We start from the raw sequence: 19,345 nt of genomic DNA on the forward strand, positions 1-19,345 counted from the left end.
TTCGGATCGGCGTGGTCCGTTATTGCTCGGAACCCATGTCGAATTGCCGATGAAATGCATTCAAGCTCTCATGGATTTCCGCACTTGTCCGGCATTGCATTAAATCATCGAACAATGAACGGCTGTCTTGCTGCCTTAGGCTAAGCAGCCGTTCTTTTATAGGCAGAATCGCATGTGCGGACATACTCAGCTCATCGACGTCGAGTGCCAGCCAGATGGGCAGCGCCCGGACATCTCCTGCCAGCTCTCCGCAGACGCCAATATGCGTTCCATTGCGCTTCGCTGCTTCCACCGTCATCTTCAGCATGCGCAGGACAGCAGGATGATAAGGCTCATAGAGGTGAGATATTTGATCGTTCATCCGGTCTACGGCCAGCGTGAACTGTACCAGATCATTCGTGCCGATACTGAAGAAGTCCACTTCTTTCGCCAGCATATCCGCAATCATGACTGCGGCTGGCAGCTCGATCATAATTCCGACCTCAATGTCGTTATTGAAGGCGATGCCCTCCGCTTGCAGCTCGCGCTTGGCTTCCTCCAGCAGCGCATTGGCCCCTCGGACCTCTTCGACGGACGATATGAGCGGATACATGATTTTCACTTCGCCATATGCACTCGTGCGCAGTATGGCTCTTAGCTGCGTTTTGAACAGATCCGTTTTGTCCAGGCAAATGCGTATGGCACGATAGCCGAGAAACGGATTCTCCTCTTCCGGAAGCTCGAAATAGTCCAGATGTTTATCCCCGCCGATATCGAGCGTGCGAATAATAAGCGATCTTCCGCTGAGCTGTTCCGCCACGTTCCGGTAGACGTCGGTCTGTTCCTCTTCCTTCGGCAGACGGTTGCGGTCCATATAGAGAAATTCGGTCCGGAACAGCCCTACCCCGCTCGTCCCGCTGCTGAGGGCAACGTCCAGCTCCTTGATGGAGCTTATATTGGCCGACAGCTCGATTACTTTGCCGTCCGGCGTCACAGAGCGGACTTGAGCGATTCCCTTAAGCCGTTGTCCGGCTTCTCTCTGGCGGTGCTGCTGCTCGGTATAATAGTCGATGAGCTTATCGTTCGGTTCCAGATGCACAATACCAGTGGCACCATCGATGATAAGCATATCTCCCGTTTGGATCACATGATCCAGCTTGCCTTCAATACCGACGACAAGCGGCACGCCCAGCGCTCTCGCCATGATCGAGGAATGCGAAGTCGTGCTGCCTGCCAGTGTGGCAATGCCGAGCACATGGTTGGGGTTTAGATGGGCGAGCTGCGATGGGGACAGCTCCTTGGCAACGAGAATGAAAGGCTGCGTATCGGCGGGAAGCGTAATTTCCGGCGCGCCTAGCAGATGCTTCAGCAGCCGGTTGCCGACGTCTTTGATGTCCAGTGCGCGCTCTTTCATATATTCGTCATCGAGCAGATCGAACATCGTTACGAAATGATCGATGGCTTCCTTGACCGCGACTTCAGCGGCTTTATATTGGCGCTGGATAATCCCTTGAATTTCATTCATGAATACGGGGTCTTCCAAAATGGCAATGTGCGCATCGAAGATGTAGCTCTCTTCGGTTCCGACCACTTCCCGAAGCTCGTCTTTCATCTGCTCGATCTCACTCTTGGACGTGCGGATTCCTTCATATAGCCGATCGAACTCTCTGGCTAAATCTCCAACGTCGATTTTCTGTTCCGGTAAATCCCATTCCCAATTCGGCAGTACGAACGCTTTACCGATCGCAATACCAGCAGAAGCTCCTATTCCATGAATCATTCTGTATCCCCTCCACTGCTTCTCTCTTTCAATACAACCGACATGACTGACGCTTGTCCTCGTTTCACGCTCTTGAACGGCGCGAAGCTCCAAGAGGAGACACGATCGGAATTCGTAATCACCATCGGTGTTGCAAGTGATTTAGAGCCGGCACGGACACGCTGCAGGTCGAACCTGATCAGCAGTTGACCGGGCTTCACCTGATCCCCTTCCTCTACAACCGCGGTAAAACCCGCTCCTTTCATCTGCGACGTATCGATGCCGATATGAAGCAGGACGTCAAGTCCTTCAGGCGTTCGAATCCCTATCGCATGCAAGGTTGGATATAAATGGACAACCTTTCCGTTCACAGGCGATACCAGCTCGCCTTTATCCGGTAAGAACGCGACGCCATCGCCGACTAGCTTCCCTGCGAAGATCGGATCCGGAACTTCGCTAAGCGGTATCATCCGCCCTTGCATAGGGGAACTGAACAGAACTCGGGACAAATCGCGGCGTATCGCCTTGTCCATCTCTTCCCGGATAAGCTCCGAATAGGTGCCGAAAACGATTTGCACGTTGCCGCCGCCCAAACGAATGACGCCTGCCGCTCCCAAGTTTTTGAGCGCGTTCGTATCGATCAGCTTATCGCTGGCTACCTTCAGGCGAAGCCTCGTAATGCAGGCTTCCATCTGCTGTATGTTCTCCTTGCCGCCAATCGCCTGCAGAATAAGCGGAGCCCGATAAGGTATGTCGCCCGCCCATTCGTCAAGCTGGGATCCTTCCTCTCGGCCCGGCGTCGGAATACGGAAGCGTCTGATTGCCCATCGGAAGAGAAAATAGTAAATCATCCCGAATACGATACCGATTGGCAGCAGCAGCCAGCCTCGAGTAGCCAAGTGCTCGTTAATCAAATAATCGATCGCGCCGGCGGAGAAGGAAAAACCGTGCCGGATGCCCAGTTCATATGTAATCCACATGATAACGCCCGAGAGCAGAGCATGGACAACGAACAAATATGGTGCGACGAAAAGAAAAGCGAACTCGATCGGTTCCGTGACGCCCGTTAAAAAGGAAGCGAGCGCCGCCGACATAAACGTCACGCGAATTTTGGGCTTTAAGTCTTCCCTTGCCTCATGAATTATGGCAAAGGCGATGGCCGGCAGCGCAAACATCATCGTCGGATATAAGCCGGCCATGAATGCTCCGGCGGTCGGATCACCGGCGAAGAAACGCGGCAAATCCCCGAATACCATCGATCCGTCCGACAGCTCGTACCCACCTACCTGAAACCAAAATACGTGGGAGACGAGATGATGCAGGCCGAAAACGACGAGAATACGCAGGACGAATCCGAAGAGAAAGACCCCAAAGCCGCCTCCGGATGAAACGATATTGCCTAGCTCAACCATGAGATCTCTAATATTAGGAGCTATTTCGACCATCAGAATGCCCCAGAAGGCTGCAAAAAAACTGACGATCAACGGTACGAAGCGCGGACCGCCAAAAAATTGAATATACTCGGGCAGCTTAATGGACTTATACCGCTCATTAAATAAACTGGTCACATATCCAATCATCGCACCGGTAAGCACGGTTGGTTCCAGTTCGTACCGGCTGGCTCCGATAATGCTTGTATAGATAAACATCCCCGCCAATGCCGCTAATCCGGCTGAGATGGCATTGCCGGTCATGCCCATTGCTACGCCAAAGGCAAATAAATACGGCAGAAACGCGAACAGCGCATACCCGGCCGTCTGCAGGTGGCCCGGCATGCCCGGCATGCCGAAACTCTCCCATGGCAAGCCGCTTAAGCTCAAAAATATTGCAGCTGCGGGAAGCACGATCATAGGCAGCATAAGCGACCTTCCCAGCTGCTGCAGTTGCCCCATCACATTCATCTACAATCCTCCTTCCTGACGATATTGCTGCTGTAACGGGGTAATCCTCACGTCAAGGAATCAATTGCTAAAAATCCACTGCAAGAGGCTGTTTACAGCCAGTGATTTGATCGTAAGCGTTCGCAGACTCTTTGTCAAAAGAAAAACGGCAGACCCAGGGGTCCGCCGCCACAAACGAATACACTTTTGTGCCCGCCCTCGTTTGTTAGAAACGCTGGCCGAACTGGGATTGCCCGCCTGCCGTATAACCGCCAACGTGAGAGATGACCGGACCAGCCTGCTGAATCTGTCCTGCCGCTTGGTAGACGGGATGGAACTGCGATTGTGCTTGCGAGCTGAAATTCGAGGCTTGGAAAGATTGCTGTCCCATCTGAGCGGAGCTGCGGGAAGCATTCTGAGCAGCCGTAAAGCCGAATTTCGAAATGATCGGCTGTTGTTGTTGTTGTGCCATCGAAGCTTGCATTTGCGGCTGTTGTTGAGCCATCGAAGCTTGCATTTGCGGCTGTTGTTGAGCCATCGAAGCTTGCATTTGCGGCTGTTGTTGAGCCATCGAAGCTTGCATTTGTGGCTGTTGCTGTTGCTTTGAATAGAAATCCTGGCCGTTCGAATAACCGACACGCGAGATTACCGGACCGACAGAAGCATTCATGCCGAACCCGCTTCCTTGCATGCCGGAACGCGATTGCTGGGACAAGTTTTGATTAGATTGAGCAGCTGTATAACCAACATGGGAAATAACCGGCCCAGCATTCTGAGCGGAGATGCCGCCTCTTGATTTAGGAATGCCTTGATATTGGGACTGGACATAGCCTACGGGCTGGTACTTATTCGATTGATTGCCGGCTTGTTGGTTAAACATCTGCTGGTTGTTTTGAAACACGTCTTGTCCTCCTCGATAAATTCGTTATTGGATTTTACGCAAATCGGCAAGAGCCATTGCGGAAACCTAACTTATTGTTGGAGTGACAAGACGAATTTATGTCCGTTAGGATTTGGATTTTCCTTGAGGCAGAAGAATGGAATCCTCTACCTTAATGCACCGGTCCATAATGATCTGGACGCCGCCCTTCTGTGCGATCGCTGCAGCTTCATCATTATGAACGCCAAGCTGCAGCCAGAGCACTTTAGCCCCGATAGCAACCGTCTCTTCTGCGATTGGAGGCGTATGCTCGCTGCGGCGGAACACATTCACCAAATCGACAGGATGGGGGATGTCTTTTAGGGACGGATAGCATTTCTCTCCCAGAATGACATCCGCATTGGGATTAACCGGAATAATCCGGTACCCCTTGGCCTGCATCGCCTCCGATACCATATAAGAGGTTCGCTCCGGATTATCGGATAAGCCAACTACCGCTATCGTATTCGTTTGTTCCAAGATCTGTTTGATTTCGTCACGCGATGGATTTTGGAAAGTCATTCTTGAACACATCCTCTCCTGATTATCATACCCCAACCCATAAAGATATGTTTACACTTAATCTACCCATTCCACATTTGCACCGAGCGCCTTCAGATGGTCGAAGAAGATCGGATACGATTTGGCGACATGGTGGGCATCGCGAATGCGCAGCGGCTGCTTGGCTCGCAGCCCGACGACCGTGAGAGCCATAATGACCCGATGGTCGTAGTGTGCGTTAATTTCGACTCCGCCTTCCACGCCCTCGGGACGTCCGTGAACAATGATTTCGCTTCTCCGTTCCTCCACATTCGCACCTGCCTTGCGCAGCTCGTTCAAATAGTCCGTAATACGGTCACATTCCTTATAGCGAAGGTTCTCGACATCATAGAAACGCGAGGTGCCTTCGGCAAATACCGCTGCAGCCACCATGGCAAGAACAGCGTCTGTCGCCTTATCACCGTCAAATTCGAGCGCCTTGAGCTTGCCGTTGCCTTGCACGTGTACGACGCCATTCTCGTGCGTAAGCGGAACCTCCATCGCCTTAAGTACATCGATGATGGCCCGTTCACCCTGCTTGCTGTTCTCTTCCAGACGATGAATGGTGACATCGGATTGCGTAACCGCAGCGGCAGCAAGGACGGCAGCCGATCCCGGATAATCGCCCTGAACGATGTAATCCTTCGCTGCATATCGTTGGCCGCCTTGCACACGATAATGCATAAGATCTTCACTCGCCTCGATCACGATGCCGGCTTGAGCCAGCACCTCCAAGGTTTGACCGACAACAACCTTCGATTTCAAATCATGGAGGACCTCGATCTCGCTGTCCTCTTCCAGCAGCGGCGTCAGAAACAGCAGCGCGCTCAAGAATTGGGAGCTGACAGCGCCGGAAACTTGAATCTTGCCTCCCTTAGGCTGTCCGCCGCGGATCGTGATCGGCAGCTTGCCCTCATTATGCTGGACATCGACTCCGAGCTGGCCAAGAGCGGTTATAAGATCATCGTGCGGGCGCTTACCGAGCGAATCCGGGTAACGGTTAATGAAGGTCACCTCCGGACAAAGCGCCGCGATTGCCATCAGAAAGCGAAGCACGGCACCGGCATTGCCGACATCCAGCTGCTTGACATCCTTCGGGCTGCGGCCGAAGCCGGTAATGACGATCTTCTCGTTATCTTCTTCGATAACGGCGCCCAGATCCCGGATACAACGGCGCATTGCATCGCTATCCTCGCTGTGGGCGGGGTAATAAATCGTGCTTGTCCCTTCCGCTAACGCCGCCACCAGCAAGTAGCGGGTCGTGTAGTTTTTGGAGGAGAGGGCTTGAATTTCGCCCTGCAGCTTAGGCGTTGGTGTCACAATAACATCCATGGTTTCGTCGTACTCCTTTATTGTCGATATTCTATGTATACTATTCCCGGAAAGCTTCATTACTGGTTCACTCTCAGTTCAGCATATGCCAAACGAATGCATAGCCCAGAGAAGTCAATGCGAAGCCCGCGGCCAAAGAACCAATACCGTATCGAATTGCTTCGCCGTAGGAACGCTGCCTTGCCAGCGTTACCAGCTGTACCATGAAGGTGGAGAAGGTGGTGAAGCCGCCCAGCAATCCGACAGCAATAAAAAAATATAGCGCCGGCTTCGGATTATGGCTGTATAAGCCGGCCACTATGCCGATCAATAGCGACCCAGCCGCATTGATGACCATCGTACCCATATATGGACGATAACCCCGGCTTTGAACCAGCCTGCCGATCCCATAACGTACAGCAGAACCGACTGCCCCGCCCAAAGCAATTAGGAAAAGGGTAATCATGACGACTGTCCTTCCTCTTCAGGCTTGCGGATCGGCGTGAATAGATATTGGCCGGCAAGAACGGCTAATAAGCCAATCGCCATACTAGATGCAGCGTACAGTACTGCTGATAGAAGATGACCCTGCTCAAGCATTTGAACGGTCTCCATGCTGAAGGATGAAAAGGTTGTAAACGCCCCGATAAAGCCGGTTCCAACCGCCTCTCTCCAAAATTCGCTCAACACAGAACGGGCGAAGGCCGCAAATACCGCACCCAGGACGAAGCTGCCCGCTATATTGCAGACGAACGTCGCCCACGGCCAAGAAGAACTAGACGAATACGGCAGCAGCAGGTTCACGCCATATCTGGCAGCAGCGCCAAGCGCTCCTAGCAACGCGACCGAAACGGCAGTTCTCATCCGAGCTGCAGCCAGCCTTCCCCGATTCGATCGGCGACTTGCTGAGGAGTCAGATCGGTTGTATCGATGGTTAAATGTGCGAAATCGTAGGCACGCTTGCGCTCATGCAGCAGCCTGTTTACGGCCGCTGCTGCATTCCCCTGCAGCAGCGGCCGCGCCGTATCGTTAGCGACCCTTGCGATGATGTGGGCTGCATCCGCTGTCAATGCAATGACATACCCGTCTTTAAGCATGGCTTCACAGTTATGCTCCGCCAGTACAGCCCCGCCGCCGGTTGCAACGATCTGGACATCCGGACGCGCCAAGATTTCGAACAAAGCCTCGGTCTCCGCCTTGCGGAAAGCCGCTTCGCCTTCTTCGGCAAAGATATCCTTGATGCGGCGTCCTTCCCGCCGCTCGATCTCCGCATCCATATCCACGGCATCATATCCCAGCCGCTTAGCAAGCAGCTGGCAGACCGTCGATTTGCCGGTCCCCATAAAGCCGACCAGCACGATATGCGCCTTTCTCTTCTTCTCGTTCATCGCTCTATGCACCTACTTATCATGCGAGTTTCCCGTCTGTTTCGCCAGCCACTATCATACCATTATTACATTGGGACGGGTATAAAAAAGTTCGATTTGCCGTAGAGATGTAATACGCGTATTTATTAGAAACGCTATATAGAAGGGCGTGATCCGAATATGGCTTTGAACCGGGATCCCCATCAGGCGGTCGATCGCTTCAACCGCATGCTTGCCCCCGATTATCCGCTTTGCCGAGACGATGTCGTCTGGATGCTCGAGTATGTGAAAAAGAAAGTGGCTGACGAAGCGTCCGAATTATCGAACCTTCCTCAACCACGATTGTTGCACATCTTTCAAAGCTTCGCCGAAGCGTCGATGATAATGATCAAACAGCGGAGCGGCGGAGGCGGCCCCGAAACGGACCGCCTGCGCAGCTGTCTGCGTGAAGCATCGCTGGCGCTTAAGCAGTATTCCTCGGACTAGCCGCTTACGATTGCAGCCAGTTGAAGTGGAATGTTCCTTCCTTGTCCACGCGCTTGAACGTATGCGCGCCGAAGTAATCGCGCTGAGCCTGCAGCAGGTTAGCCGGCAGACGCTCTGTGCGGTAGCTGTCGTAGTAGGACAGGGCGCTGGCAAACGCCGGAACTGGAATGCCCTGCGTAACTGCCGCCGCAACGACTTCGCGCCATGCGCCTTGGTACGACTCCACGATCTCTTGGAAGTAAGAGTCCAGAAGCAGATTCGGCAGAGCCGGGTTGCGGTCGTATGCATCCTTGATGTTCTGCAGGAAGCGTGCGCGGATAATGCATCCGCCGCGGAAAATCATCGCGATGTCGCCATAGCGCAGATTCCAGCCGTATTCATCGGATGCGGCGCGCATTTGGGCAAAGCCTTGCGCATACGAGCAAATCTTGCTGGCGAACAACGCTTTACGGACCGCTTCAATGAAAGCGGCTTTGTCGCCTTGGAACGGCGCCGTCTGCGGTCCTTTCAACAGCTTGCTGGCCGCTGTGCGCTCTTCTTTGAGTGCCGACAGGAAGCGCGAGAATACCGATTCCGTAATAATCGACAGGGGAACGCCCAGATCAAGCGCGCTCTGGCTTGTCCATTTGCCTGTGCCCTTCTGTCCGGCGGAATCGAGAATGACGTCAACCATCGGCTGGTTGGTATCCGGATCGTATTTCGAGAAAATATCCGCCGTAATTTCGATCAGGTAGCTGTCCAGCTCCCCTTTGTTCCATTCCGAGAAGATCGATTGCAGCTCTTCTGTACTTACGCCAAGCACGCGCTTGAGCAGGTCGTACGCTTCGCAGATCAGCTGCATATCGCCGTATTCGATTCCGTTGTGGACCATCTTCACGTAGTGGCCTGCGCCGTCCGGACCGATGTATGTGCAGCAAGGGTCGCCGTTTACTTTGGCGGAGATCGCGGTCAGGATCGGTTCTACCAGCTCATACGCGGATTGTTGGCCGCCCGGCATGATGGACGGTCCTTTCAGCGCGCCTTCTTCACCGCCGGAAACGCCGGTGCCGATGAAACGAAAGCCTTTCGATTCCAGATCCTTGCTGCGGCGCTGCGTATCAGGGAAATAAGCGTTGCCGCCGTCAATAATAATATCGCCTTGGCTCAGATGCGGAACGAGCGCGTCGATTGTAGCATCCGTCCCCTGGCCGGCTTGTACCATAATCAGAATTTTGCGGGGAACCTCAAGGGAGCTGACGAATTCTTCAATAGAATACGTACCCACCAGGTTCTTGCCTGCGGATTCCGAGATAAGATCATCTGTTTTTTCGCGGGAGCGGTTATACACCGAAACGGTAAACCCTTTGCTTTCAATGTTGAGCGCCAGGTTTTTCCCCATGACGGCAAGTCCGATTACACCGATTTGTTGTTTCGACATCTGGTTTCTTCCATCCTTTATCATATCGTTATAGTCTACAATACCCCTATTTTACTCTTTTTGATCGGGAATGAAAACCATGCCTGAGAAAAATGTGAATTTTGGGCCGAACGACCCCTTAATCCCTGCGCTGCGGCCTCCCCGATCTTGGTGCATGGCTGCGGACTGACCGGCGGGCAAGCGATCACGCATCGCTGCGGACGAGGCCGCGTTGATAGGCGGCGATGTCCGCGAATGCCGGCGCGAGCGCATCGTACAGCGAGCGGTAGACCGGATAGAGGCGGTCGTAGACATCGGCCGCCTCACGCTGCGGCTCACGCCGGTCGGCGGTCTGCACGGCCGACGCGAGCCCGCGCAGGCTGCCCGCTTCGCCCAGCGCCAGCAGGGCAAGCATGGCAGCTCCGATGGCCGAGGCTTCCTCGGTGTCCGCCAAGGTCACCGGACACCCGAATATATCGGCCATCAGCTGGCGCAGCGCCGCGGAGCGGGCGAAGCCGCCGGAGGCGCGAATCTCGCGGAGCGGCCCGCCCGCAGTTGCGGCGACCGCTTCCGCCACCGCGCGCAGCCCGAGGACGATGCCCTCGAGGCCGGCGCGGAGAAGATGCCGCCTGTCGTGTCCGAGCGACAGGCCGAAGAAGACGCCCCGCGCGTCTTCGTCCCAGTGCGGCGCCCGCTCTCCCGCGAGATGCGCCAGGCACAATAGGCCGTCCGCTCCAGGCTTCGTTTCCATCGCGAGCGCAACAATCCGCTCGTAGGGATCAACCCCGCTGCCCGCCGCATCTTGCGCATCGGCGGGTACTAGCTTGTCGCGCAGCCACCGAAGCACAACGCCTCCGCTGTTGACCGGTCCTCCCGAGAACCATAATCCGTCCGCGAGCTTGTAACAGAATAATCGTCCCTTCTCATCCGCAGCGGGGCGGTCCAGCCCGATGCGCACAGCGCCGCTCGTACCGACCGTTACGGCCGCGACGCCTTCTTCCACCGCGCCTGCTCCGAGATTAGCCAGCACGCCGTCCGCCGCGCCGACGACAACCGGAATATCGGCAGGCAAACCAAGCGCATCGGCTGTCTCTTGCCGCATGCCCTTCAGCACATGTGTCGATGCCGCAAGGCGCGGAAGCCTTCCCGCATCAATGCCTGCAAGCGCAAGAGCCTCGCTGTCCCAGTCGCCCTCCAGCAAATTATATAATCCGGTTCCACCGGCAACGGATTCATCCATGATATAGGAGCCGCCAAACCAGCGGTAGAGGACGTATTCCTTCACCCCGATAAAAGCATGCGCAGCTTGAAACGTAACGGGCTCATGATCGCGAAGCCACATTAATTTGCACAGGGGAGTCATCGCGTGGACAGGCACGCCGGTCCGTCTTGCAATTTCTGCAGCCTGTCCGCCGGATCGAAGAGCACCGGCATATGACGCCGCACGCAAGTCGGCCCATGTAATGAGTGCAGTAAGCGGCACGCCATCCGCGTCGACGGCCATTAAGCTGTGCATTGCTGAGCTGAACGATACGCCGATGATTTCATCCACAGAGACGGCATCCTGCTTCAGCAGAGCTCGTACAGAAGATTCTACGGCATCGGCTATGCGATCCGGATCCTGCTCGAAACGCCCCGGATACGGTTCGTTCAGCGGATATTCCACCGCCGCCTTCGCGATCACCGCTGTCATGTCCCCGCTTCCTTTGAGGATACCGGCATCTGCTGCCAGCACTTTGACGCTCGTCGTGCCAATATCGACGGCTATGATGATTTTACGGCCGCCACTGTTTGAGTTCCCGCTCATCCGAATCGATACACTCCTCCGAATAATTCCATTCTACAGAATGATTGCTTTGCTCTAGGAGCACGATCCCGTCAAGCCTCCGGCAGTGCCTGCAGCACCCGCCAAACCGCATTGCGGGAAATACCTAGCTAGGTTTGGCTATACTTTACCTGTACTTCAACTAGACTTCAACCCCTTGCATCTTGATCATAATATATTGTTACGTTTCGAACATGACGATATGAGGGCTGAGAGAAATCCGGAGAGAAAACAAATGAGCTCCCAGGCCTATGTTACCCGGAAGCTCATCAATTTTGATTTATTACGGTGGAAATCTTACAACTCAAGCTGTATCATCTCAATTCTCAGCTGATTAAGACGTTCCGTGGACGACGATGCATCCTCCTCGCGCCCCTCCTGTATGGCTTCGTACAGAACCGAAAGCTCGTAATCCAACTCATAACGCAGTACCGCCGCACGCTCCTCCGCACGTTTGGATTGAAACGCCTGGATCACTTCCTCTAACGTAACAAATGGCTTCTTCTGATAAATAATCCGATGTTCCATACCGGACACCTCCACCAGTCGTATGATCTCGCCAAACATGATGCTTTCAATAACAATCTGACGGTCCCTGAACCGTTTGACGACCGCATGCCCGCGTGAATCATTAATCAGCTTCTCGATGAGCTCCGACAGTTTCTCGTCCTTAATGATATAATCGCCAACCATCTTATAACGGCTGCGAACACGCTGGAACCTGAGCTTGACGAGCTTTCGCCCGCTGCGGACGGAGATGAGAAAATAAACATCCGTTTCACTCCAATAGAGCGAGTACCCCTCTTGTATCAAATCCCGAATCAGATTTTGGATTTGCCGGCGGTCGAAACGCAGTTCCAAGTTGCAGTACTCCACCTCATGGCTCTTGTTCACGGCAATCCCTCCCTCGTTTCTTATTGACCAAATGTTCTGAATATTCTCTCTTGTGATTATCTTATACTCCATACTATGTAATGGCAACTTGGATTATTGACTATTTTTAACCTCGTCCTCATTTTTTGAATACAGAACCGGGAGGAAAATAAAAACCGCCCGTTCCTCACCGGTGGTGACGTCGGACGGCTTGTGCGTTCATGCCTTATTCGGGCTTCAAACGAACCATTGATCGAGTATTAGCCAAAATGCAGCGCTGCTTACAACAGCCCCCGCAAAGCTGTACCAGCCTACCCGCCGGCGCTGCTGGAACATCTGCAGAATACCAAAGCTGAGCAGTGAGAAAATGAGCAAAATGAACACGGCGCCCGTAATAAACAAGCCCGTGGATACGCTGCTGACATCAACCAGTGTCAAGCGAAACACTCCCTTAGTGAAAGTCTATATACGCATTATAAGGGAATCCGCGCCGCACTGCCAGCAGAGCCATTTGGAAAAAACGGACAAATTCGTGACAATAACTTGACATTATTATCGGCCCTCCAACGACTCCCTGGCAGATACCAGAACCGTAAGGCCGATGCCTATGCAGCGCATGGCCTTTCTCACTTGCGTAAGCGTGCATAGGCATATGCACCGGTACAAACGTCCAATCGAATTGCCTATCCGCACCATACATTAAAAGTGTGATAGTAACCCAATCACAACAACTCAACAACCACAGGAGGTATGTACAGTGGGCTATCCTGTAGCGGGCGCCGGTTATGGACCGGCAGGCGGATACGGATGCAACAATATTTTATGGACGGGTGCAGGCGTCATTCTCGTTCTTTTCATTCTGCTCGTTATCGTTCTGCGCGGCGGATTCTGGTAAGCTGACAGAACTTGAACAAACCGAAGGACAGAGGTTGAGCTAAGGGATCACTCCGCTCAACCTTTTTACATTTTAGCCTCTTCGTCATGCAGAAGAATTAAGCTTCTAGTTCCCTCCGACCGTTACGGGCATGACATTGTAAGAGCCGCCAAACTGTAACGAACGCATTTCGAATTTATTGGGTGCCGATGAATGGTCCAAGCACTGGATATAAACGTAGACAAAAAACCGTCCCTTCGAAAATGGCGGATCATGATCCCCATCAGCGGAAAGACGGTTTCTTATCGTTTCACCGCCGCCACGGAGCAATCACGGGGATCGTTCACGGCGAAGCGGTTAAAGCCTTAAACTTGGCTGCATATTTACAGACGGTCTGGACGAACGTTGCATGCGACCATGTGAGCGGCGCAACCGATATCGGGCTCCCGTCGATCGGATGGAGCTGCTCCGGCAATATGCCGCTGGAAAGCGCCTGGCAGGCCACCCACTCGAGCGTGCGTCTCGGCGCTTCCAAATCGCATAGTCCCGCCGCTGACTCGATTTCGTAATTGGCCGCCCACAATGTGCAGATGATCCAGGGATTGCCCGGTATAAGCTCGGTATCACCCGATTGCTGGAAGTAATAATCATTCGTATACCGCGCAATTCCTCCGATATCCGTCTGGATTGTCAGGCCCTTCTTAATAGCCTCCATAGTACGCGCCACCCGGCTGTCGCCCGCTGGAAGCACGCCAAATTCCCATATCCCGAACAAACTGCTCTCGAGCGTCATATCCTTGATCCATCGGCCGTCCTGCTGAATAAGACCGCGTGCGAACCGCCCTGCTTCCTCATCCCACAGATGCGTGATCATCCCCTGCCTTATCTCCTTGGCCGCATTGCGCAAATAATCGCTTCGATCATAGTCGCCGAACAGCTCGGTAAAGAAGGCTCCGGCCATTAGACCGCCGTAAACGGATGCTGCCGTATAGGTCCAGATTCCGTAGCGTTCCTCCCACAGATCATAGCTCGGTTTCGGCAGCGAAAGCTCTTCTTCTATGTATTCGCTGAGAAAGGCGGAGCCTTTGCGGATCAAATTGTTATACAGCGACTGCGGCAGCTCGATCACATGGTGGCGCCGATAATCGTTCCATAACGCCAGCAGCACGAGCGCCGTTTCATCCTCTTGAATCGGCAGCCTTCGACTCCCATGTACGATATAGGGATGCCAGCTGGAGCCGACCGTTCCATCCGGATTATATTTATGGTACAAGAAGCCTTCCGGCGACAGCGTACGTGCGCAGAATTGGAAGAATGGCGCGATGACGCTTTGAAATCCGGCCATCGACATCGCATCGGCTATAAGCGCTCCGTCCCTGGGCCACATATAGCTGTAATGATCCCGGTTATATTGCAAAATATCCGTATCGTTCGCAGCAATGATCGCTCCGCGTTCATCGGTTTGCGTCCGTACCAGCAGCAGGCTTAGCCGGAACATGCGGGACACCTCCGGCGGCAGATCGCCCAGGTCAGACTCCGCCCGGTGCAGCCAGTGCTTCCAATATACGACGATGCGGCTGAGAAGCTTCTCCGGATGATGCTCCTGAACATACTGATTGAGCGCCTTGACCTCTTCCAAACCATTGCCGATCGACATCCAATAATAAACCGACTTTTCACCACCTGCGGGAACAATAGTGCGGAAGCAAATCGTGCTGTCTACCGAGCCCTGAGCGATTGCATTGCCCATCAGCGTTCCGTCTTCAGCATCCCGCCAAGTCCCTTCTGCAGACTGAAACCGCTTGATGCCCGTCGTGTACTGCATCATTCCGCCTTCGTCCGAGAACCCGTTAAACATAAAATAAGATGAACGTTTATAATGAAACAGCGTATTGTTGTCCGGATAATAGGCAGCCGTATCGCCGACCTCCGAGCCGTCGATCATTAAATCTTGATGAAAAAAAAGCCGGAATTCCCTGGCTTCCGGCGAAAGGCTTCGAATGGCGACTCTTTTCAGATAGATACATTCCCTCTGGTGAATGCCGTCGTTCATATGCAGCTCCACGCCGAGCCGTTCGTTGACCGCCATAACATTCGTGACAAGCGAATCTTCGATATAGCTCAAGTCGAAATGCCAGTCCGGCTCATCCAGCCAAGAGAAAACGCCGCTTACCCAGATTCCGATACGGCAGTATTGACCGCCGACATGATTGAGCTGTCCCACGTAGGGATAATAGATATCGCGGATATAACAATTCCGATCCAGATTGACCAGCAGCTTGCCGTTGCCGATTACGAGATGACGGGCCATGTAATGCTCTCCTTTCGTTTCGACAGAAGACCGGCATATACAGACATATAGGCTCGCGCGGATTGGTCCCAACTGCAATCGCTCTTGCCGCCGTTAGCGACGATCGTTTCCCAGACGTGTTCGTCCCGGTAGCAATCCAGCGCTCTTCGAACCGTATACAACATATCATCCGCATTATAATGCGCGAAGCTAAAGCCGTTCCCTTCTCCCGTGTTCTCATTGTACGCGAGCACCGTATCCTTCAGACCGCCAGTTTCGCGGACAATCGGCACGGAGCGGTAGCGGAGCGCGATAAGCTGGCTGAGTCCGCACGGTTCGAACGACGAGGGCATCAGATACATATCGCTGCCGGCATAGATCCTCCTCGCCAAGGCATCGTTAAAGCCCAGCCATACCTTCACTTTATCCGGCCATCGCTCTGTCGCATTCCGGAACACATACTCATAATGGGGATCTCCGGAGCCAAGCACAACCAGCTGCATATCCTCCTCGGCCAGCGATTCCAGGACGGCCTCCACAAGGTAGAAGCCCTTCTGATCCACCAGCCGCGAAACAACGCCGATGAGCGGAGTCTCTGCCGATTCCGGCAGACCGAGCTCCCGCTGCAGGGCCAGCTTGTTCTTGCGCTTGCGCGTTAATGAATTGCGATACGGGAACTCGAGCGCCGGATCAGCCATCGGATCGAACGATTCGGTATCGATGCCGTTGACAATGCCGCTCAAATCGGCGGACCGGTAACGCAGCAAGCCGTCCAGCCTCTCCCCGTATGAATCGGTTTGAATCTCCCGGGCATAAGTCGGGCTGACCGTCGTCAGCTTGTCCGCATAGAGAAGCGCCCCTTTCATGCAGCTTCCGGCCCCGTAGAACTCAAGGCCGTCCGAGCCGAACAGCTCCCCTCCGGCACCAAGCAAATCCATTAGAAGCTCGATACCGAATACGCCTTGGTATTTCATATTGTGAATCGTGTATACGGTGGCAATATCCCTGCAAGCAGGATCATGCTGGTATCGGGTTTTAAGCAGAAATGGAATCAAGCCTGTCTGCCAATCGTGACAATGCAGCAGCTCCGGCCGATAATCCATGTAGATCAAGGATTCCAGCACGGCGAGGGAGAAGAAGACGAATCTCTCGGCGTCGTCGCCATAACCGTAAATACCGTCACCGCGCTTGAAATAGAATTCATTGTCGATGAAATAATAGATTATGCCTTCTACCTCCGCCTTCTTCAGCCCGCAGTACTGCGTCCTCCAACCGACTCCAACCGTAAATGTCGCGACCGTTTCCATTCGTTCGATAACCGACTGGGGGATGCTTGCGTATTTCGGAATCATGACCCTGACTTCCGCCCCGCGGTCCCGCAAAGCCTTAGGCAAAGAACCGGCTACGTCGGCCAAACCGCCCGTTTTGACGAGCGGCACCGCTTCCGATGCGACGAACAACAGTTTCATGCAATAACCTCCTGATCGTAATTATTATGCAGGTCTCAATCAGATAACCTTCCTTTTCATGGCAAGAAACGGAGATAAGTCTGTGCCGCGAATGTCCCGTTCCGGAATAATGAAGACGTCTTTGTCAAGAATGACATGGTCGACGCTGCTGTCCTCGCCGATAACCCCGTTCTGCATGACGATACTATTGCGTACGACAGCGCCTTTGCGTACATGCACGCCTCGGAACAGGATGCTATTCACGACCGTCCCTTCGATGATGCAGCCATTGGCAATCAGAGAATTGCTCGTCATGGCCCCCTCCGCATAACGGGCAGGTGGCTCATCCTTCACCTTCGTGTAGAGTGCGCCAGGCTCGAAGAACAGCTTTCGGTATATGTCCGGACGAAGCAGCTGCATACTGTTCTGATAATAGCTCGATATCGTATTAACGACGCCCAGATATCCCCCGTAGAGATAGCTCTGCACATGCAGTTCATCCAGCCGGGTCATAATCGCATGGCGGACCAGATGATCCTGCCCCTGCGCAAGCGATGTCTCCACAAGCTCCAGAAGAAGATCCTTGCGCATAATGTACATCTCCATGGAAACCAGGTCGCTCTGCATGCGTCCATAATGGTCCTGCATAGCGGTTACGCGTCCCTGACCGTTCACTTCCACCTTGCGCGCCATGCCGCCGAACAATTCCGTTTGCTCCTTGCAGACGAGCGTTATATCGGCGCCGGTAGCCTTATGCTGAGCCAGAACAGGTTCGAAATCGATATTGCAAACCATATGGCTGCGGGTAATCACCACATAATCGAGCGAGCTTCGCGTGAAGTAATCCCGGTTCTGAAAGAAATGAAAGAGGTCGCCCCGCCTTACTTCATTAATGTCGTCCGTGACGGGCGGGAGAACAAACAAGCCGCCTTGCCGGTGATTCAAATCCCAGCTCTTGCCGGATCCGAGATGGTCCATCAAGGAACGGAATTTCGTATGCGCAAATACAGCCACCTTCGTAATTCCGGAATTAACCATGCCCGACAGCACAAAATCGATCAGCCTGTACCTCGAGCCGAATGGAACCGATGCCGTACAGCGACCGGCGGTCAGCGATTCCATTTCGTCCGATTCATGAATCAGATTGATGACGCCAAGCACATTCGTATTCATGGCTGTTTCACCTCCAGCAGCATAGGGCTTCTCGTTACGTATTCGTCACTGCCTATAACCGTAATGGTCTTGCTATCGGGACTGCCGATGGTCACTCCGTCCGCGATAATGGCTCCTTCACCGATAATCGCTTTATAGATCCGTGCACCCTGCCCGATTTGCGAATTCGGCATAATAACGGATTCCTCGATCATGCTATCAGCGCCTGCCCGGACGCCATAGAACAGAACCGAGCGATGCACGCGGCCTTCGACGACGCAACCTTCCGACACCAGCGAGTTGGACAATACGGCATCCGGCGCAGAATAATGCCCGGGCCGATTCGGATTCACCGAATAGATCCGCCAATCCTTATCATGCAGATTAAGAGCAGGCCGCTCCGTAAGCAGATCCATGTTGGCTTCCCACAGGCTTTCTATCGTTCCAACGTCCTTCCAATAACCTGAGAATAAATAAGCATGTAGGGAAACGCCGTCCCGCAGCATCGCAGGGATAATGTCCTTGCCGAAGTCATTGTCCGACAATCGGTTCGATTCATCGCGTATCAGGTATTGCTGAAGCACCGGCCAGGAGAAAATATAAATCCCCATCGAAGCCAGATTGCTGGTCGGAACCTTCGGCTTCTCTTCGAACGAGGTGATCCGCCGGTCCTCATCGATGTGCATGATTCCGAAACGCCCAGCTTCCGTATAATCCACTTGAATGCCGCTGATCGTTACGTCCGCGCCGCTTCGCTTATGTTCCTTCAGCATATGGTCATAGTCCATCTTATAGATATGGTCGCCGGATATAATGAGCACGTACTCCGGATCAAACCTGTCGATGAACCCCATATTCTGATAAATGGCATTCGCCGTTCCCTTGTACCACATGCTTCCCTTCTGCTTCATAAACGGAGGCAGGATCGACATCCCGCCGTCCCGCCGGTCCAGCCCCCACGGGCTGCCGATGCCGAGATATCCATTGAGCACCAGCGGTTGGTATTGCGTCAATACGCCGACTGTATCGATTCCCGAATGCGCGCAGTTGCTTAGCGTAAAATCAATAATCCGGTATTTGCCGCCGTAATGAACGGCAGGCTTGGCCAGGTCCTTGGTCAATACGCCGAGCCTCTTCCCTTCTCCGCCAGCAAGCAGCATCGCAATCATTTCTTTCCGGACCATGGACGAAAGCTCCTCTCGTCTAGGCCGCCCCTTATCGACTGCATGCGGCCCGGACATTCGTA

The 19,345-nt window shown here is 53.7% G+C and carries 18 protein-coding genes; 2 read left to right on the top strand and 16 right to left on the bottom strand.

What is annotated here, in order from left to right:
- Window positions 1–19: 19 nt before the first annotated feature.
- The 8 genes from ptsP to L1F29_RS20845 all read right to left on the bottom strand — a co-directional run bounded on the left by ptsP (window position 20) and on the right by L1F29_RS20845 (window position 7,776).
- On the bottom strand, window positions 20–1,759 hold the full coding sequence (gene ptsP / locus L1F29_RS20810) for a phosphoenolpyruvate--protein phosphotransferase (RefSeq protein ID WP_258383963.1): 1,740 nt from the start codon (window positions 1,757–1,759) through the stop codon (window positions 20–22).
- On the bottom strand, window positions 1,756–3,639 hold the full coding sequence (locus L1F29_RS20815; RefSeq protein WP_258383964.1) for a glucose PTS transporter subunit IIA: 1,884 nt from the start codon (window positions 3,637–3,639) through the stop codon (window positions 1,756–1,758). The genes ptsP and L1F29_RS20815 overlap by 4 nt, the downstream gene beginning before the upstream one ends.
- Before the next feature lie 205 nt (window positions 3,640–3,844).
- Complete coding sequence (locus L1F29_RS20820; protein ID WP_258383965.1) at window positions 3,845–4,519, bottom strand: hypothetical protein; 675 nt, start codon at window positions 4,517–4,519, stop codon at window positions 3,845–3,847.
- Window positions 4,520–4,624: 105 nt separating this feature from the next.
- On the bottom strand, window positions 4,625–5,059 hold the full coding sequence (locus tag L1F29_RS20825) for a CoA-binding protein (protein ID WP_258383966.1): 435 nt from the start codon (window positions 5,057–5,059) through the stop codon (window positions 4,625–4,627).
- 57 nt (window positions 5,060–5,116) lie between these two features.
- Window positions 5,117–6,409, bottom strand: a complete 1,293-nt coding sequence (aroA, locus tag L1F29_RS20830) for a 3-phosphoshikimate 1-carboxyvinyltransferase (protein ID WP_258383967.1) — start codon at window positions 6,407–6,409, stop codon at window positions 5,117–5,119.
- Between the two features lie 73 nt (window positions 6,410–6,482).
- Window positions 6,483–6,854 (bottom strand): fluoride efflux transporter FluC, encoded by a 372-nt coding sequence (locus L1F29_RS20835; RefSeq protein WP_258383968.1) that lies wholly within the window; start codon window positions 6,852–6,854, stop codon window positions 6,483–6,485.
- Window positions 6,851–7,252: a fluoride efflux transporter CrcB gene (crcB, locus tag L1F29_RS20840; protein ID WP_258383969.1), complete on the bottom strand. Its 402-nt coding sequence runs from the start codon at window positions 7,250–7,252 to the stop codon at window positions 6,851–6,853. The genes L1F29_RS20835 and crcB overlap by 4 nt, the downstream gene beginning before the upstream one ends.
- The gene (locus tag L1F29_RS20845; RefSeq protein WP_258383970.1) at window positions 7,249–7,776 is read right to left on the bottom strand and encodes a shikimate kinase; all 528 of its coding nucleotides are present in this window, start codon (window positions 7,774–7,776) and stop codon (window positions 7,249–7,251) included. Before L1F29_RS20845 ends, crcB begins: the two co-directional genes overlap by 4 nt.
- 159 nt (window positions 7,777–7,935) lie before the next feature.
- Between L1F29_RS20845 and L1F29_RS20850 the strand changes: the two genes are divergently transcribed.
- Window positions 7,936–8,241, top strand: a complete 306-nt coding sequence (locus L1F29_RS20850; protein ID WP_258383971.1) for a hypothetical protein — start codon at window positions 7,936–7,938, stop codon at window positions 8,239–8,241.
- 4 nt (window positions 8,242–8,245) lie between these two features.
- Here L1F29_RS20850 and gnd read toward each other — a convergent pair whose 3' ends face one another.
- The 4 genes from gnd to L1F29_RS20870 all read right to left on the bottom strand — a co-directional run bounded on the left by gnd (window position 8,246) and on the right by L1F29_RS20870 (window position 12,782).
- On the bottom strand, window positions 8,246–9,658 hold the full coding sequence (gnd, locus tag L1F29_RS20855) for an NADP-dependent phosphogluconate dehydrogenase (RefSeq protein WP_258383972.1): 1,413 nt from the start codon (window positions 9,656–9,658) through the stop codon (window positions 8,246–8,248).
- A gap of 184 nt (window positions 9,659–9,842) precedes the next feature.
- Complete coding sequence (locus L1F29_RS20860) at window positions 9,843–11,444, bottom strand: gluconokinase (RefSeq protein ID WP_258383973.1); 1,602 nt, start codon at window positions 11,442–11,444, stop codon at window positions 9,843–9,845.
- Between the two features lie 315 nt (window positions 11,445–11,759).
- On the bottom strand, window positions 11,760–12,356 hold the full coding sequence (locus tag L1F29_RS20865) for a YkzI domain-containing protein (protein ID WP_258383974.1): 597 nt from the start codon (window positions 12,354–12,356) through the stop codon (window positions 11,760–11,762).
- A 216-nt stretch (window positions 12,357–12,572) separates the two neighbouring features.
- Window positions 12,573–12,782, bottom strand: a complete 210-nt coding sequence (locus L1F29_RS20870) for a hypothetical protein (protein WP_258383975.1) — start codon at window positions 12,780–12,782, stop codon at window positions 12,573–12,575.
- 310 nt (window positions 12,783–13,092) lie between these two features.
- Between L1F29_RS20870 and L1F29_RS20875 the strand changes: the two genes are divergently transcribed.
- Window positions 13,093–13,230, top strand: coding sequence for a sporulation protein YjcZ (locus tag L1F29_RS20875; protein WP_258383976.1), 138 nt, complete (start codon window positions 13,093–13,095; stop codon window positions 13,228–13,230).
- A 322-nt stretch (window positions 13,231–13,552) separates the two neighbouring features.
- Here L1F29_RS20875 and L1F29_RS20880 read toward each other — a convergent pair whose 3' ends face one another.
- From L1F29_RS20880 to L1F29_RS20895, 4 genes are read right to left on the bottom strand one after another with little or no spacing between them, the layout of a single operon-like run.
- Window positions 13,553–15,520: a glycoside hydrolase family 15 protein gene (locus tag L1F29_RS20880; RefSeq protein WP_258383977.1), complete on the bottom strand. Its 1,968-nt coding sequence runs from the start codon at window positions 15,518–15,520 to the stop codon at window positions 13,553–13,555.
- Window positions 15,502–16,968 carry a glycogen synthase GlgA gene (glgA, locus tag L1F29_RS20885; RefSeq protein ID WP_258383978.1) on the bottom strand — a complete coding sequence of 489 codons (1,467 nt, stop codon included), beginning with the start codon at window positions 16,966–16,968 and terminating at the stop codon, window positions 15,502–15,504. The genes L1F29_RS20880 and glgA overlap by 19 nt, the downstream gene beginning before the upstream one ends.
- Before the next feature lie 39 nt (window positions 16,969–17,007).
- The gene (gene glgD / locus L1F29_RS20890; protein ID WP_258383979.1) at window positions 17,008–18,120 is read right to left on the bottom strand and encodes a glucose-1-phosphate adenylyltransferase subunit GlgD; all 1,113 of its coding nucleotides are present in this window, start codon (window positions 18,118–18,120) and stop codon (window positions 17,008–17,010) included.
- Complete coding sequence (locus L1F29_RS20895) at window positions 18,117–19,283, bottom strand: glucose-1-phosphate adenylyltransferase (RefSeq protein ID WP_258383980.1); 1,167 nt, start codon at window positions 19,281–19,283, stop codon at window positions 18,117–18,119. The genes glgD and L1F29_RS20895 overlap by 4 nt, the downstream gene beginning before the upstream one ends.
- Between the last annotated feature and the right edge of the window lie 62 nt (window positions 19,284–19,345).

The sequence above is a fragment of the Paenibacillus spongiae genome, assembly GCF_024734895.1.
In the GTDB taxonomy this organism is placed as follows: Bacteria; Bacillota; Bacilli; order Paenibacillales; family Paenibacillaceae; genus Paenibacillus_Z; species Paenibacillus_Z spongiae.

Excerpts from the sequence above, each read along its gene's own strand:
- glgA (WP_258383978.1), bottom strand. The coding sequence starts at position 16,968 with ATGAAACTGTTGTTCGTCGCATCGGAAGCGGTGCCGCTCGTCAAAACG.
- aroA (WP_258383967.1), bottom strand. The coding sequence starts at position 6,409 with ATGGATGTTATTGTGACACCAACGCCTAAGCTGCAGGGCGAAATTCAA.
- crcB (WP_258383969.1), bottom strand. The coding sequence starts at position 7,252 with ATGAGAACTGCCGTTTCGGTCGCGTTGCTAGGAGCGCTTGGCGCTGCT.
- L1F29_RS20825 (WP_258383966.1), bottom strand. The coding sequence starts at position 5,059 with ATGACTTTCCAAAATCCATCGCGTGACGAAATCAAACAGATCTTGGAA.
- L1F29_RS20815 (WP_258383964.1), bottom strand. The coding sequence starts at position 3,639 with ATGAATGTGATGGGGCAACTGCAGCAGCTGGGAAGGTCGCTTATGCTG.
- L1F29_RS20895 (WP_258383980.1), bottom strand. The coding sequence starts at position 19,283 with ATGGTCCGGAAAGAAATGATTGCGATGCTGCTTGCTGGCGGAGAAGGG.
- gnd (WP_258383972.1), bottom strand. The coding sequence starts at position 9,658 with ATGTCGAAACAACAAATCGGTGTAATCGGACTTGCCGTCATGGGGAAA.
- L1F29_RS20835 (WP_258383968.1), bottom strand. The coding sequence starts at position 6,854 with ATGATTACCCTTTTCCTAATTGCTTTGGGCGGGGCAGTCGGTTCTGCT.
- glgD (WP_258383979.1), bottom strand. The coding sequence starts at position 18,120 with ATGAATACGAATGTGCTTGGCGTCATCAATCTGATTCATGAATCGGAC.
- L1F29_RS20850 (WP_258383971.1), top strand. The coding sequence starts at position 7,936 with ATGGCTTTGAACCGGGATCCCCATCAGGCGGTCGATCGCTTCAACCGC.
- L1F29_RS20880 (WP_258383977.1), bottom strand. The coding sequence starts at position 15,520 with ATGGCCCGTCATCTCGTAATCGGCAACGGCAAGCTGCTGGTCAATCTG.
- ptsP (WP_258383963.1), bottom strand. The coding sequence starts at position 1,759 with ATGATTCATGGAATAGGAGCTTCTGCTGGTATTGCGATCGGTAAAGCG.
- L1F29_RS20860 (WP_258383973.1), bottom strand. The coding sequence starts at position 11,444 with ATGAGCGGGAACTCAAACAGTGGCGGCCGTAAAATCATCATAGCCGTC.
- L1F29_RS20845 (WP_258383970.1), bottom strand. The coding sequence starts at position 7,776 with ATGAACGAGAAGAAGAGAAAGGCGCATATCGTGCTGGTCGGCTTTATG.